This is a genomic window from Reichenbachiella sp. MALMAid0571, from assembly GCF_040151475.1.
In the GTDB taxonomy this organism is placed as follows: domain Bacteria; phylum Bacteroidota; class Bacteroidia; order Cytophagales; family Cyclobacteriaceae; genus CAXBNB01.
In genome coordinates, this window is sequence record NZ_JBDKWG010000146.1 from 53302 (window position 1) to 68932 (window position 15631).

The 15631-nt window shown below is 38.6% G+C and carries 12 protein-coding genes; 5 read left to right on the forward strand and 7 right to left on the reverse strand.

Translation table 11 applies throughout. The annotated features are described in order from the left end of the window. Positions 1 to 5: 5 nt before the first annotated feature. Positions 6 to 347 carry a DUF6249 domain-containing protein gene (locus AAOP42_RS18450; protein ID WP_349530050.1) on the reverse strand — a complete coding sequence of 114 codons (342 nt, stop codon included), beginning with the start codon at positions 345 to 347 and terminating at the stop codon, positions 6 to 8. Between the two features lie 248 nt (positions 348 to 595). On the opposite strand from AAOP42_RS18450, the gene AAOP42_RS18455 reads away from it, so the two are divergent. The 3 genes from AAOP42_RS18455 (at position 596) to AAOP42_RS18465 (ending at position 4153) form a co-directional block, all read left to right on the forward strand. Next, positions 596 to 973, forward strand: a complete 378-nt coding sequence (locus AAOP42_RS18455; RefSeq protein WP_349530052.1) for a hypothetical protein — start codon at positions 596 to 598, stop codon at positions 971 to 973. A gap of 199 nt (positions 974 to 1172) precedes the next feature. Next, entirely contained in the window at positions 1173 to 3554 is a 2382-nt protein-coding gene (locus tag AAOP42_RS18460) for a TonB-dependent receptor (RefSeq protein ID WP_349530053.1), read from the forward strand. An 11-nt stretch (positions 3555 to 3565) separates the two neighbouring features. After that, a complete protein-coding gene (locus AAOP42_RS18465) occupies positions 3566 to 4153 on the forward strand; it encodes a hypothetical protein (RefSeq protein WP_349530054.1) in 588 nt (195 codons plus the stop codon). A gap of 155 nt (positions 4154 to 4308) precedes the next feature. Here AAOP42_RS18465 and AAOP42_RS18470 read toward each other — a convergent pair whose 3' ends face one another. Genes AAOP42_RS18470 through AAOP42_RS18485 form a run of 4 tightly spaced genes read right to left on the reverse strand, consistent with a single transcriptional unit; the run spans position 4309 to position 10416 of the window. Next, entirely contained in the window at positions 4309 to 5625 is a 1317-nt protein-coding gene (locus AAOP42_RS18470; RefSeq protein ID WP_349530055.1) for a TolC family protein, read from the reverse strand. Positions 5626 to 5661: 36 nt separating this feature from the next. Next, positions 5662 to 8820 (reverse strand): efflux RND transporter permease subunit, encoded by a 3159-nt coding sequence (locus AAOP42_RS18475; protein ID WP_349530056.1) that lies wholly within the window; start codon positions 8818 to 8820, stop codon positions 5662 to 5664. Positions 8821 to 8826: 6 nt separating this feature from the next. Beyond that, the gene (locus AAOP42_RS18480; protein WP_349530057.1) at positions 8827 to 9939 is read right to left on the reverse strand and encodes an efflux RND transporter periplasmic adaptor subunit; all 1113 of its coding nucleotides are present in this window, start codon (positions 9937 to 9939) and stop codon (positions 8827 to 8829) included. A gap of 6 nt (positions 9940 to 9945) precedes the next feature. Next, complete coding sequence (locus AAOP42_RS18485) at positions 9946 to 10416, reverse strand: MarR family winged helix-turn-helix transcriptional regulator (RefSeq protein WP_349530058.1); 471 nt, start codon at positions 10414 to 10416, stop codon at positions 9946 to 9948. 243 nt (positions 10417 to 10659) lie between these two features. On the opposite strand from AAOP42_RS18485, the gene AAOP42_RS18490 reads away from it, so the two are divergent. Together AAOP42_RS18490 and ccoS are read left to right on the forward strand one after the other, a co-directional pair. Further along, positions 10660 to 13065 (forward strand): heavy metal translocating P-type ATPase, encoded by a 2406-nt coding sequence (locus AAOP42_RS18490; protein WP_349530059.1) that lies wholly within the window; start codon positions 10660 to 10662, stop codon positions 13063 to 13065. Positions 13066 to 13070: 5 nt separating this feature from the next. Then, the gene (ccoS, locus tag AAOP42_RS18495) at positions 13071 to 13259 is read left to right on the forward strand and encodes a cbb3-type cytochrome oxidase assembly protein CcoS (RefSeq protein ID WP_349530060.1); all 189 of its coding nucleotides are present in this window, start codon (positions 13071 to 13073) and stop codon (positions 13257 to 13259) included. A gap of 7 nt (positions 13260 to 13266) precedes the next feature. Here the strand turns inward: ccoS and hemE are convergent, their stop codons facing one another. Further along, positions 13267 to 14298 (reverse strand): uroporphyrinogen decarboxylase, encoded by a 1032-nt coding sequence (gene hemE, locus AAOP42_RS18500; protein WP_349530061.1) that lies wholly within the window; start codon positions 14296 to 14298, stop codon positions 13267 to 13269. A gap of 149 nt (positions 14299 to 14447) precedes the next feature. Beyond that, entirely contained in the window at positions 14448 to 15623 is a 1176-nt protein-coding gene (locus tag AAOP42_RS18505; RefSeq protein WP_349530062.1) for a thiolase family protein, read from the reverse strand. Between the last annotated feature and the right edge of the window lie 8 nt (positions 15624 to 15631).

Below are 15631 nucleotides of genomic sequence, written 5' to 3' on the forward strand. Positions count from 1 at the left end.
GTATCCTATCTTTTAACCCTATTTATAAGATGGACGATTAACAAAGAAATACCTCCACATAAAAATAGAACAGCCAAATAGGGTGGTTCATCTTCAACTTCAAATCGAAGCATCAGTGCCTGGATGGCAAAAGCAACCGCAAGACCTATAACGATAATAGCGAACTTTAAGAAGATATTTGAAGGCTTATCATTTAGCAGAAACTTTTCAATATCTATCCCTTTGTCAATGAGCAATAATCTCTCTTTTGTCTTGGCTTTATGGCTGAAATACCATGTCAAAAAAATGAAAACAAAAAGAAGAACTAGAAGAACTGTAACGAAGAGTAATGGATCGATTGTATTCATAATAATTTTGATTTGTTACTGATTAGATACTACAAACTATCAAAAGGTTACAAAAGATAGAATTACTTCCAACATTTACGCAAACTCACAGTACGTTATATCTCTCCTATGTTTTAAAAAAAACAGAATTGAAATGGTAATTGAATGATGGAAGTAAAATTATCTTATAATAAAATCCTTCACCATATTTCACAACTGTAAAACAAATAGGAATTATTACTTATTTTTGCCAAGTATTTTTTATTCAAATGGTCAGACCAAATCATATATCCATCAATTTGAAAGCTCAGGTTAGTGCCTGGTTGCTGATGGCTATGGTATTAGCGACTGTGGTACCCTTCAATCTTTTTCATAGTCATGCAGAAAAAGAGCCTGTCGCACAACTTGAAGGCACTAATGAAATAGAAAATCACCATGCATGCGATCATCAGGTGCACCTTGCAGAGGAGCAAGAAATATGTTTTTTATGCCATTTTTCTTTTGTCCCTGTATATAAAACCAGCTCTCTGGCTGTTCTAGAAGAATTATCGACATCTCCATCTCTCAAACAAAATACTCTTTATAGCAATTGCTATAGTTTTATATCCATTTATTCTGTTCTGAATAAGGGATCCCCAATAGCCTGATGCTACAATGTTGTTTTAGCCAACATTCCGTCACAAGGAGTGAACCACAGTAGCTTTCTGTTATGCTACTGTTTTACGCTCATTTCTTGTGGTGACATTCTAGGCTAAAAATGATATTGACCTGAAACTATCCAACATACTATTATTTTATTGACATTTCTGTGAACAATGATTTCACAGAACTCCTTTAAATCAAAGCATGGCTAGAGTATATTGTTATATGCTGACTCTGGTGTTTATTCAGTCTGTTTCGGTTTTGAGTATTATGGCTCAAACCAAAGATTGCAGCTATACCTTGTCAGGTCAGATTACTGATGAACATGACCAATCTCCATTGGAATATTCCAGTATTTACATCAAAGAATTAGAACGAGGTGTAACTGCGGATGAAAGGGGAAACTATATGCTCAGCAATTTGTGCGCAGGTACTTATAGTGTTTTGATCAGGCATGTTGGGTGTAAACCCAAAGAAGAATTCATTACCATAAAGAAAAACACAGTAAAAGAATTTTCTCTGGAACATCACCCCACAGAACTGAACGAAGTGATCGTGGAAGGCGAGCTGGAAGAAGCAGATGTGTCTCTGACTACAAGCGAGTTGTCCGAAATACAGCTGGATCAGTCCAGAGGAAAAACTCTGGGAGAATCGCTGAAATCGCTGAGCGGGGTAAATTCCCTGCAAAGCGGACCTACCATTTCTAAACCTGTAATCAACGGATTACACAGCAACCGAATCCTGATTATGAACAACGGAATCCGGCAAGAAGGGCAACAATGGGGACAGGAACACGCCCCCGAGATAGACCCTTTTTCGGCTACTGGTTTCAAAGTAATCAAAGGAGCTGCCACAGTGAGGTATGGAGCGGATGCCATTGGGGGCATAGTGTTGGTAGAGCCTCCATCGCTTTTGAGCAACAGGGAATTTAAAGGAAGTATCAGTATGATTGGTCAGTCCAACAACCGTCAGGGTGTGGTTTCTGCTATGATGGAAAAAGGATACGATAATGGTATCGGCTGGAGGGTGCAAGGATCAGCCAAAAAGGGCGGTGACGCCAAAGCATCAAACTATAACCTTTCCAATACCGGAGTGCAGGAAATCAATTTTTCAGGAGCCTTTGGGTTAACCAAAGAACATTATGGTTTTGAGGGTTATTTGAGTCATTTTGATTCTGATATAGCCATACTCAGAAGCGCACACATAGGAAATCTCACTGACCTTACAAATGCCATCAACAGCGATGTGCCTTTGTATGTTGAGGATTTTACCTACACCATAGACAACCCAAGGCAGGAAGTCAGGCATGACCTGATGAAATTGAATGGCTTTTTGAAATTGGCGGATTTAGGAACAGTTCGTTTGCAATATGGCTTTCAATCCAATCATCGCAATGAATATGACAGGAGGCGAGGTGCTAATTTCAACAGGCCATCCATTTCACTGGATATTTTCACCCACACGTTGGATTTGGTCTTTGAACAACATGCCCTTGGAAAGTTGAAAGGCGAGTTTGGTGCCAGCAGTATATATCAAAGAAACAAAAACAATACAGGTACCAATGCTAATTTTCTAATTCCCGATTACAAAAATTATGGATTGGGAGCATTTGCCATTGAAAAGTATGTGCAGCAAAAATGGGAGCTGGAAGCGGGAATTCGTTATGATTTCCGGCAACTCAATCCGTTTGTTTTTGATTCTTCCAATAAACTGTTGAGTCCGAAATACACCTTCAATAATGTGACGGCTTCTGTTGGTGGTGATTTCAGTTTGAATGAAAAGCTGACACTCAAAGCCAACATTGCTAGTGCATGGAGGCCTCCGCAGGTCAGCGAGTTGTTTAGCAATGGACTGCATCATGGAGCGGCTGCTATTGAGCAGGGGTTGTTGTACCCCGGAGGATTTCTTTCGGAGAACCTATTGGATGCGGACATACAATCGGAGCAGGCAATTAAGGCCATAGCGACGATGGAGTACAAGAGTAACAATTTGTTGGTGGAAGGTAGCATTTATCATAATACGATCAACAATTACATTTACCTTCGTCCAGATGGTATCAGGTTGTCCATTCGAGGTGCCTTCCCAGTGTTTCAATACATGCGTACTAATGCCCGATTTGTGGGCATGGATGCTGTGGTAAAGTATAAGCTGTCGAACCAATGGTCTTATAATGCCAAGGTGTCATTACTAAGGGCAAAGGACGTATCTGCCGACGATGTGCTGATCAACATACCTGCAAATAGTTTTGAAAATGGGATTACTTATCAAATGATTAATATACCTGATGTCAACAAGGTTTATTTTACATTAGATGTCTTAACTGTAATGCATCAGGGTCGGGCTCCTCAGGCATTTTTGGATTTTGAAAATTCTGAGCCTCCATCCAGTATCTATGATTTCAAAACTGCTCCTGACGGTTATACACTGTTGAATTTTCATTCCGGAGTGGAGTTCGACAAACTTAAATTAGGATTCTCTGTTGAGAATTTATTAAACATTTCTTATCGGGATTACATGAACCGATTCCGATACTTTACCGATGATATCGGTATTAATTATTCACTTAGACTTTTTTATAATTTTTAAAAATAAAGACAATGAACATTTTAAATAAAGCATTAAAAAACATCTTCTTCCCTTTTTTCGGTCTCATTATATTATCCAATTGCGGAGATGATGATCCCATAACTCCACCTAATGAAGAGGAGTTGATTACCACAGTCAATATAGTGTTTACTCCCACTTCTGGTACTGTTGTTACCATGAAGTATTATGATGAAGATGGTGGAAACGGAGCTGCTACTCCTGTGGTAACCGGAGGTAGTTTGGTTTCCAATACGGCATATACCGTAACATTGGAACTCCTCAATGAATCTGAAAATCCCACAGAAGATATTACGGAAGAAATAGAGGAAGAAGGTGAAGACCATCAATTCTTCTTTGAAGTTTCAAGTAGCCTGAATCTGACACACACATCTTATAACGATCAGGATGGAAACGAAAACCCAATAGGATTGAAAAACACCTTCACAACAGGTGCTGCAAGTAGTGGAACATTGAAAGTGATTTTACGCCATGAGCCGGACAAATCAGCTGCTGGAGTTTCAGACGGAGACATCACAAATGCTGCCGGAGAAACCGACATAGAGACTCTACCGGCAATTGACATTACTATTATAGATTAAACAAATGAGGCTGTTTCAAAAGGTAAGTAATTCCCAGATTCATTCTGGGATCTGTACGAGAAACAACTATTGATGTGTTTTCAAAGGGGTGCCGGATTCCTGACTGCACTTTAGGCAGTCAGGAATCTGGGAATTTTGTACCCCTTTGAAACAACTTAATATTCCCCATTCATCAATTCGCCACTGAGCTGAAGCAAAGCAAGCTCAGCATTTTTGGCGTTGTATCTGGCCTGATTATAGTTGAGCTTGGCATTAAGTAAATTTAACTGAGCCTGACGAAATTCCAGCGATGTTATTTGTCCTAACGATTGTTGTTCGGAAGTTCGGCTAAAATTACGCTCGTTGGTTGAAAGGTTTTTTTCTTCTGCTTTTAACACAAACAATGCCGTTTGATAAACAGACCAGGCGTTGTTCACATCTCTGTTTAAATTCAGTTTAAGCCGATCCATACTCAGTTTTTGATTCTCAAGTGAAATTCGGCTGTTTTGTTTTCTTGTGCTGGTCAGGCCTCCATCAAAAATATTCCAACTTACAGATGCACCATAGGTCAAAGCCGTTTGATTTTGGGAATCAAAGATCGATGTTTTACCCAGATTGTTTTGATTCCATCCGTAAGAAGTATTTAAACCTACTGTCGGCAAGTTTGAAGCACTATTTATTTTAATATCGTATTCGGCATTTCTGTAAGCACCATTTTGTTGAAGAATAGCTACGTTGTTGGACATTGTATTGGCCAATATTTCTTCTAAAGATAAGTTTTCATCATAGGTCAATGTGGTGTCAACTGAAAAAGGGGTGTTGACATCTCTTCCCAAAAACAGGTTCAGGTTACGTTTTTGATTGTCCAGCTCCTGAATGATGTTGAGGTAATTGATGCTGTCATTGTTATAGTCCACTTCTGCGTTGAGTACATCCAGTTGAGTATTTTGCCCGTAATCGAAACTGTATTTTGCCCGTAGCAATCTTTCTCTGGAAATATCCAAAGTCTCTTTTTGATTGATTTCGTTTTGGGTCAAACGAGCTACTTCATAATACACATTGAAAATATTTAAGACAACATTTTCTATAATCGAACGAGATTGAAGTTCGCTTAAATTCAGGCTTTCCTGTAGCTTTTTAAAATTGAATTTTCTACTTTGACCATTATAAATGGTATAATTCACCCCTAAAGATGCACTGTACCTCTCCGTCTGAACACCCGTCACTGACTGTACCTCTCCGGTGTTTAAAATATTTTCTGAATTGGTTGAGGAAAAATTGGCACTTCCTGAAGCAGCGACAGTCGGCAAAAAACCACTATTTTTAATGTCAGCATTGTTTAAAGCTATCTCGCTGTTATTACCAGCCTCTCTGATATCAAAATTGTGTTCCAGCGCTAATGTAATGGCATCTGTTTTTCTTAATATCTCCTGTGCCAATAGTTGGTTACCACTTATTAATATTATTAATATTATTACAACTTTACATTTCATTCGTTACTCTTTTATATTTTTCTCAGAATAGAAAGGTTAAAAATGTGACTCTTCCAGTTCTGCTTTTTGTTCAATAATAGCGCGTTCTACTTCTTCTCTGGTCGGTTTTTCTCCGTTAACCAACCACTTCCAATACACCTTGATGATATTTCCGGTGGACAACATTAAAGGTAGCATTACCAATGTGAGAATAGTAGCCAATACGATTCCATAAGCGATAGAAATAGCCATTGGGATAAGAAACTGTGCCTGACGACTGGTCTCAAATATCAGTGGAGCGAGACCCGCAACAGTGGTTACACTTGTGAGAAATATGGCTCTGAACCTGGACTTCCCTGCTGCAAACAGGGCATCATCATATTTCATTCCTTCTTTCAAATATCCATTGAACTTGCTGATCAAAACCAATCCGTCGTTAACTACAATTCCTATAAGAGCAATAATACCGAGAAAAGAAAGCACATTAATTGAAAAACCGTGTATCCAATGACCCCATGCCACACCGATCAAACTAAACGGCACCATGAGCAATAACAATAGTGGTTGACTAAATGACCTAAAGGTAAATGCTATGATGACAAAGATCATAAATACGATTATCGGCAGTACTGCTTTGGCAGAATCCGTAGTTTTATTTGCTTCTCTGTTTTGCCCTTCAAAAACAGCAGTAACATTGGGAAATTGCTCTCTCATTAGGGGTAACATTTCCGTTTTTATGTCAGTCATTATCTCAGTGGCACTATTGTTTGGATCTTTGAGATCACCATCTACTCTTATCTCTCTTTTTCCATCTAAATGGTTGATGGCAATTTCTCCCCTTTGGATTTCATAATCTGCGATTTCCCGGAGGGGAACCCTTTCCCCGGTAGGACTGACTATTCGCATGTCGTCCAGATTTTTGATCGATGAACGCTGCTCTTTTTCATAGCGCACCCATACCCTGATTTCATCTCGTCTTCTTTGAAACCTTTGCGCCTGATTACCAAAAAAACCGCTTCTAACCTGACTGATTACATTGTTTAGTTGAAAACCCATAGCATAGGCACTTTCCTTCAATGTAATCTTAATCTCCTTTATTCCCGCAGGGTCATTATCGGTAATGTCCTTCAACAAAGAATTCTTAATCAGGTTACTTTTGAGAAACTGTTTGGCAGCTTTTAGTTCGCTGATGTCGTTGCTCAATAGTGAAACCGATATAGGGTTGCCTCCAAAGTTGCTCCCCGACCCAAACTCAATGCTCTCAGCTCCGGGAATATTACCTGCTTCTTCGTTGATGGCTGTAGAAATGGCAAATGAAGGAAAATCTCTTTCTTCACCGGGTAATAAATTGATAAATAATGAGGCTGCAGAGGATCCCGGGCCTATTCTCTTGGTTATGTTTTCAATCACACTTTTATTACCTGACTGTCGGGCAGTAAAATCTTCATTTACCTTCCAGGCTGCTTTTTCTATTTCCGAAATAATAGAATCTGTGATCGTCTCATGCGTACCTTGTGGCATTCTCAAAATAATAGATACCCTGTCACTAGCTACATTAGGAAAAAATGTAAAGCGGATTGTTCCTCCGCCTATTGCCCCAATGGTTAACACCAACAAAGTGATGGGTATAGCAAAACCCAGAAATTTGTTTTTGATGAAAAACTTTAGAAATGGTGCATAAACACGATCTCTCATCCATCCCATTAATCGGTCTGCATAGATATTAAACCAATACGATTTTTGTTTACTGGTAATGGCTTTGGAATGTGCCACATGAGCCGGCAGTATGATCAATGCTTCTATCAGTGAAATACTCAATGTCAGAATTACTATAATGGCCACCTCGCTAAAAAACTCACCTATCCTGCCATCAAGAAAAAAGAAAGTAGAGAATGCCACCAGAGTAGTCAATATAGCAGAGGTGATTGCTGGTAGCACTTCCATTGTTCCATCTATCGCTGCTCTCACGGGACTCTTCCCTTTTTGGTGCTGATCGTAAATATTTTCAGCTATTACAATCCCATCATCAACCAGAATTCCAATCACTATGATCATGCCAAACAGAGACAGCACATTGATAGTGACTCCCAGTTGTCCTGCAAAAATAAACATGCCCAAAAATGATATTGGAAGACCAAAAGCAACCCAAAATGCAAGTCTTGGTTTCAGAAAAAGTGCAAGAAAAAACATTACCAGGGCCATACCCTGAATACCATTTCTGATTAATAATTCCGTTCGCTGAACAATTACTATTGAAGCATCCCTGGTTATGCTTAGCTGCACATTGTCATGTGTTGCATTATATGTTTCTATGTACTCTTTTGTTTTGTCTGCTACATCAATAAGGTCTTCGGAATTGGTCGTATTTACCTGAATTCTGACTGAAGGTTTTCCATTAAAATATGATCGGTCGGGGGTTTCTGACCATCTGTCTCTTACCACAGCCAGATCTCTCAATCGGATTTTGTTACCGGACTCTTCCGCTTTTACAATAATATGATCCAATTCACTGCCATGATAAACCCTGTTGTTGACACGAATCAGGTACTCTTCATGCGCTGTTTTAATAGATCCTCCGGTTACAAGAATGTTGGTAGAGGCGACTGCATTGGCAACCTCCTGAAAAGTGAGATTATACGCCTTAAGCTTTTCTTCATCTACTGCTATTTCTATCTCCTCTGCCGGATATCCGGAAACTTCTACCTGTGAAATACCATCAATGGCTCTCAAATCAGTTTCAACTTCCCGAGCAATACCCTTCAAAGACAGGAGGGGAACATTATCCCCACTTACCACAAAGCTTACGGCTTCTGTCCTGAAGATTTCCTTAGATATGACAGGAGGCTCCATACCAACGGGAAAAGAAGGCACTTTATCAACAGCATTTTTGATGTCAGCCAAAACAGCATCAATGTCCTCGCCTTTCAATATTTCTACTAATATCGTTGCGGAATTTTCGCTGGATGTAGATGTGAAACGATCAATTCCAATCAGGCCTCTTAAATTGTCCTCTATTTTCAGGACAATACCTTCCTCCATTTCTTGAGGAGAAGCCCCCGGATAGGATACATTAATACTAACATTCCGAGATTCATTCAGTGGAAAATACGATGATTTCAAGGAATACATTCCTATGACACCAAACACAAAAAATCCAAGAATGACTATGTTTGCTAATACCGGGTACTTAATAAAATGCGCAATTATATTTTTCATATTGAATTACCCATTTATTATTGAAACAGCCATCCCGGAAAAAGCATTCGGAACTATTTTGGAAACCAGCTGTGTACCATCTTTCAAACCAGAGACAATTACCGTTTTTTGATTTTCATGTAAAATTTTTATAGGTATCAACTCCAATACTCCTCCTTTCACCACATAAACCTGTGACTCACCTACAACCAGACTTCTGGATATTTCTATCGCATTTGTTTCTGGTTTTCCTTCAATTTTTGCTTCCAGATACATTCCTTCTTTCAGTTCTTTTCCTTTCAAATCGATAAATATTTGAACTGTCTGAGTTGTAGTATTGACTTTTCCGTTAATTCTCGCAATCGTTCCTTTCCATATTTTGGTCATGTCTTTGGCATCAACCACTTCAACATCTTTTCCAACAGATATGGACGGTAATGTTGATTTGCTAATGGCTACTTCCAATTCAAAATTGGTAGGATCTATGAATTCACCCAGCTTCTGTCCGGGCCTTACTACAGTCCCCGGATTTACCACTGCATCTGTTAGTATTCCATCAAACGGTGCAGTCAAATTGTATTTTTGATATATGATCTCCAGGTTTTTGGTGTTGTAATACGTGGTGTAAATATTCTTACCAGTGATAAAATATTTTTCTTTATCAGAAGATGTTTTAGGCAAATCTGCTATTGGTTTGCTCATGTCAAAGTCTTGTAAATAACGATCCCATTTTTTATAGGCATCCGGATAATCGAGCCTCAAATCAGGGATAACACTCGTGATCAGATTCTGTAGTACACTTTTTTGTGCCTGAAGATTGGCATAATAATCATTACTTCGAACCCTGACCATTGTTTCTCCTTTTTTATATCTTGAACCTGGCTTAAATTCTTTTGCAGTACGTTCCATAACCCCCTGAACTTCAGAATATATTTCCATTCTGTTTTTGGCAACCAGCCGTCCACTTTCATAGATTCTGATAGGTATATCTTTGTTTTTCACGGGTTCAACAAAAACTGCCTGGACAATCTTTTCTTTCACGGGTTTCTTCTTTTCATTGCTTTCAATTACTGACTTGGCGATGAAAACTCCTCCTGCCAACAACAGCACTCCCAATACGATCGTAATGTAATTTCTCATGTATATTTAATGGTTCAATGGAGCAGTAAGCTCGTCTGCATTTACGTTTTTACTTATTTTTTTCAACACGCTGATAGTTTGTTCTATTTCTTCTTTTGTAATTCCTTTTTGTATTTCTTCCACCGCTTTTTTAACTATTGGAACAGCAGCTTTCAGCAAACCCTGTCCGTTTTGGGTAATATAGATATGATTAATTCTCTTGTCGTCTTTGGATTGCACCCGTGTGACTAATTTTTTCCTCTCCATAGTATTGATCAGCCGGGTCAGAGATGTTTTGTCTCTTTTGGCTAAAAAAGCCAGATTTTGTTGAGGTTGTCCGTCGTTTTTTGAAAGTATTCGCAGAATGATCAATTGAGTTTTAGTCAATTCCAATCCACAGGCATGAAAATAATCCAAGACGAAAAAATCAATGCTTTTCATAGCCCTACCCAGCCATGGCAGCATTGTATTCTCTAAATCTGCTAATACATCTTTCATTTATTTTTATTAATAAACTTTGAACAATACGGATAGCATAAAAATTAGTTGTATATGCAATTAATTTTTTTCAAAATCACTGAATCCTGCATCAGGGTTGTTACATCTATTGTTAAAAAAAACTGGAAACAAACGTATTATTTAATATAATTACTGATCAACATCACTTTCTTTAGGCTGTCTGGTCATTGAATGAAAGTTTACTTCGTATGATTTTTGTATATTCTATTGAAAATTGAAATAATGACAGAAGAATTGATCAAAACACAGGAAAAAACAGTTTGCTACCATTGTGGCGACCCATGCGATTCTGATGTCATCCGTTTTGAAGAAAAAGATTTTTGCTGTCATGGTTGCAAAACAGTCTTTCAAATTTTGGATGAAAACGGACTTTGCAATTATTATCACTTAGATGAATCCGCCGGAATATCCCTAAAATCCAAAGATTTCGGTGATAAATATAGTTTCTTGGACAATGTGCAGATTGTGGATCAACTTTTGGAATTCAAAAATGAAAAGTTCCAAAAAGTGACATTAACTATCCCCTCCATTCACTGTAGTTCATGTATTTGGTTACTTGAAAATCTGCACAAAATACAAGAAGAAATAAATTCATCAAGGGTAAATTTTGCCAAAAAGGAAATCAGCCTTATTTATAATGGAGACCGTATCAGCTTACGGAAAATTGTAGAATTACTTTCTACGCTGGGATATGAACCTCAGATCACACTTAAGTCCAAAGATCAGGCTGCACCGAATAAGTCAAACACGGTAATTATCAAGTTGGGAGTAGCCGGATTTTGTTTTGGAAATATTATGCTACTGAGTTTTCCCGAATATTTTGGAATAGAAGCATCTTCCGACGAAACATTCATTTTCCTCTTCAACTGGCTAAACCTGCTGTTAGTATTGCCTGTCATTTTTTATAGTGGACTGGATTATATCACCTCAGCATTCAAAAGCATCCAACAAAAATACCTCAATATAGACGTACCCATTACATTGGGTATTTTCGCCTTGTTTGTACAAAGCCTTTACGAAATATTCACCAAAACCGGAGCTGGCTACCTGGATTCCCTGTCAGGATTAATTTTCTTTTTATTGATTGGCAAATGGTTTCAATCCAAAACGTATGAGAACCTTGCTTTCAACCGTGATTACAAATCATATTTTCCACTAGGCATAATTAAACTCGTCAATGATGAAAGGATTCCAATTCCCATAAAAGAAGCCCAAAAAGGGGATCAATTACTTATTAGAAACAAGGAACTAATCCCAGTGGATTGTCTTTTGATTTCAGAAAATGCCGATATTGATTATAGCTTCGTAACGGGTGAAGCTACACTGGAGAAGAAAAAAAGTGGAGACACTTTATATGCCGGAGGTAAACAGATTGGTGGTTCCATTATTGTATTGGTAGAGGAAGAAGTTTCTCAAAGCAAACTGGTCAAGTTATGGAATCAAGATGCTTTTCAGCAAAATGAAAGTGTTTCCTTTCATTTTGTCGATAATATTTCCAGGTACTTTACACCTACTATTTTGGTGATTGCTGCTATTTCCAGTATCTACTGGATGCTTGCCGGATCTGATCTAGCCGTAAAAGTATTTGCATCTGTATTGATCGTGGCATGCCCTTGTGCCCTGGCACTTGCTTCTCCTTTTACTTACGGTTCGGTATTACGTGTATTGGGTCGTTCCAGTATGTACCTCAAAAATGCCAGCGTAGTTGAGAAGATTATGCCCCTACAACACATTGTATTTGACAAAACCGGAACCCTAACCAATAAAGAAAATACCGGCATTCGATTCTCAGGAGAATTGACAGAGAAGGAAAAAGCCATGGTTTGGTCTTGTTTGGGGAATTCCACGCACATTTTGAGTGTGAAAATTTACGATTACCTAAGTCAAAGTCATCCAGAACTTATGAAAATCAATGAGTTTGAAGAAAAAGAAGGAAAAGGAATTCAAGGAAAAATTGGTGGGCATGATGTAAAAATTGGTTCGGCTTCATTTCTAAATGTTGATACCAGCGAACAATTACATCATATTGGAACAAAGGTATTTGTTAAGATCAACGGACAGTTAAAAGGATATTTTACCATTGACCAACAATTCCGCTCTGAGCTCACGGCAGTGATTTCAAATTTGAGTAAAAAGTACAGTTTATCTCTCTTATCCGGTGACAATGACGATCAGAAAAAAAGCTGGGAAGAATTATTTCCACCTAAAACGGAATTATTATTTAACCAGTCTCCGGAGGATAAACTCAATTACATCCGGTCATTGCAAAATTCCGGAATGAGTGTAATGATGGTAGGAGACGGGCTCAATGATGCCGGTGCTTTGAAGCAGGCAAATGTAGGCATTGCTATTACAGACGACATTGCAACATTTACACCTTCCAGTGATGGCATATTGGCTGGAAGCAATTTCAACCGGTTACCAGAGCTTCTGAAATTTGCCAATGATTCTAAAAAAGTAGTGATAGGTGCTTTTGGCATTTCATTTTTGTACAATCTTGTTGGCTTGTCTTTGGCAGTAACGGGCAACCTGGAGCCAGTATATGCTGCGATTCTTATGCCATTAAGTAGCATTACTGTAGTTGGCTTTACCACAATAGCTGTAAATTTGATGGGAAGAAAAATCTGATAACTATGTCCGTAATCATCATATTAATTGGAATCAGCATTTTAGTTGCCTCAGCTTTCCTTATATCATTTATCTGGGCAATGAAAGACGGACAATACGACGATACCTATTCCCCTTCGATCAGGATGCTCTTTGAAGATGAGGTAAAAGAAACGAAATCAGAAAAAAGAGATAAGAACAAAAAGCAGTCTTAATTACCAACTAATCCGCTCTCCAATTTTTTACCGTATCAATAAAGCACTTGACTTTATCAGGTTCTATATCCGGATATACGCCATGGCCTAGGTTAGCAATATGTTTGTACCCACCAAATTTTGTGAGCATTTCTTTCGTTGCTTTTTCTATTTGGCTAAAAGAGCCATAAAGCGAACAAGGATCGAGGTTTCCCTGAAGTGTTTTGGTATTTCCAATCAACCTTCGTGATGCCTCAATACTCATATTCCAGTCCAACCCAATGGTTTCACAATTCAACTGACCCATTCCCCTTCTTGCAAAAAATGCACCTTTAGCAAATACAGTGACTGGTACTTCGTTGATGGCATCACAGATTTTAGAAATATATTTCAATCCAAACTCATCATATTGGTTGGGGGGTAATATCCCAGCCCAGGAGTCAAATACCTGCACCAAATCGGCTCCAGCCTTAATCTGCATTTTCAGATATTTGATGGTGCTCTCCGTGATCATATCCAGCAACTTATGAGATAACTCTGGTTGTGTATATAGCATTCTTCTAGCTTTGGAGAAAGTTTTGCTCCCAGATCCTTCAACCATGTATGAAAATATAGTCCATGGAGCTCCGGCAAATCCTATCAATGGCACTCTTCCATTCAATTCCCTTTTTGTGATTTTTATAGCATCATTAACATATGCAAGATCAGATTCAGGGTCAGCTATTTTGATTTTCTTTAAATCCGCCTCAGAATTTATTGTATTTTCAAACCAGGGCCCTTTTTGCTCAATCATCTGATAAGGTAGTCCCATGGCTTCAGGTATCACCAAAATATCCGAGAATATTATGGCAGCATCTACACCAAGTATGTCAACAGGCTGCAAGGTTACTTCTGCTGCCAACTCTGGTGTCGTACACAGCTCAATAAATCCACTCAATTTATTTCTTACAGCACGATACTCAGGTAAAATTCTACCTGCCTGCCTCATTACCCATACGGGCACTCTTTCTGTCTTTTCTCCTCTGGCTGCTTTTAGCAATAGATCATTTTTCAACATCATAAATGGATTTTTATATTGGGAAGCAAAGATAAGTTGGTGAAATATAAATAAGAGGTTCAGTCTATAATTAGATGCAAAAAATGAAAACAAAAGAGGCTGATCATAGATCAGCCTCTTCCAATTATTGAATTTTGCCTTTCAGCAAACAATTACTTCAAAAATTCATATACTCCTGCTACTCCCTGACCTCCACCAACACATGCAGTCACTACACCATATTTTTGTTTTCGCCTTCTCATTTCATTGATCAACTGAATGGAAAGCTTTGCACCTGTACATCCAAGTGGATGACCCAGTGCTACAGCACCTCCATTCACATTTACTATATCAGGATTAAGACCTGCTTCTTTTATCACTGCCAAGGCTTGTGTAGCAAATGCTTCATTCAATTCGAATTGTTCTATGTCATCAAGTTTCAATCCGGCTTGCTTCAGTGCTTTTGGAATAGCAGCCACAGGACCGATTCCCATAATTCGGGGACTCACACCAGCTGCAGCATAAGTAACTAATCTTGCTATTGGTTCCAGATTCAATTCTTTTACCATTTTTTCTGACATTACCATTACAAATGCCGCTCCGTCCGATGTTTGCGAAGAATTACCAGCTGTAACCATACCTCCCATTTTAAAAGCAGGTCTTAATTGAGAGAGACCTTCCATAGAAGTACCCGGTCTTGGCCCTTCATCCGTATCCACCAGATATTCTCGTACTTCCTTCTTACCCTTAGAATTCACAAATGTTTCACTCACCGTTATTGGTACGATTTCATCTTTGAATTTACCTTCCTTTATGGCTGCAATCGCCTTGTTGTGAGAATCCACCGAAAACTGATCTGCCTGTTCACGGGTGATACCATAATCGTTAGCTATTTCCTCCGCAGTAATACCCATAGACAAATAATACTCTGGGTTTTGCTCTGCTATTTTCCAGTTGAGGGCAGTTTTATAACCCATCATAGGAACCAATGACATTGATTCTGTTCCTCCAGCTATAATACACTCAGCCATTCCGGCTTTGATTTTTGCGGTAGCCATTGCTATCGTTTCAAGGCCAGAGCCACAATATCGGTTGACAATTAGACCAGGAACTTCCATCGGCAATGCCAATAGTGAGATCATTCGTCCCATTTGCATTCCTTGTTCTGCTTCAGGAATTGCATTTCCCACGATCAAATCGTCTATCCTTTTAGGATCCAATTCGGGAATATCGCTTACCAAATGTTTGATAACATCAGCAGCCAGGTCATCCGGTCTTGTAAACCGAAAACCTCCTTTTTTAGATTTACCTACTGCTGACCTATATCCTTTTACTATATATGCTTCCATTTTTTTGT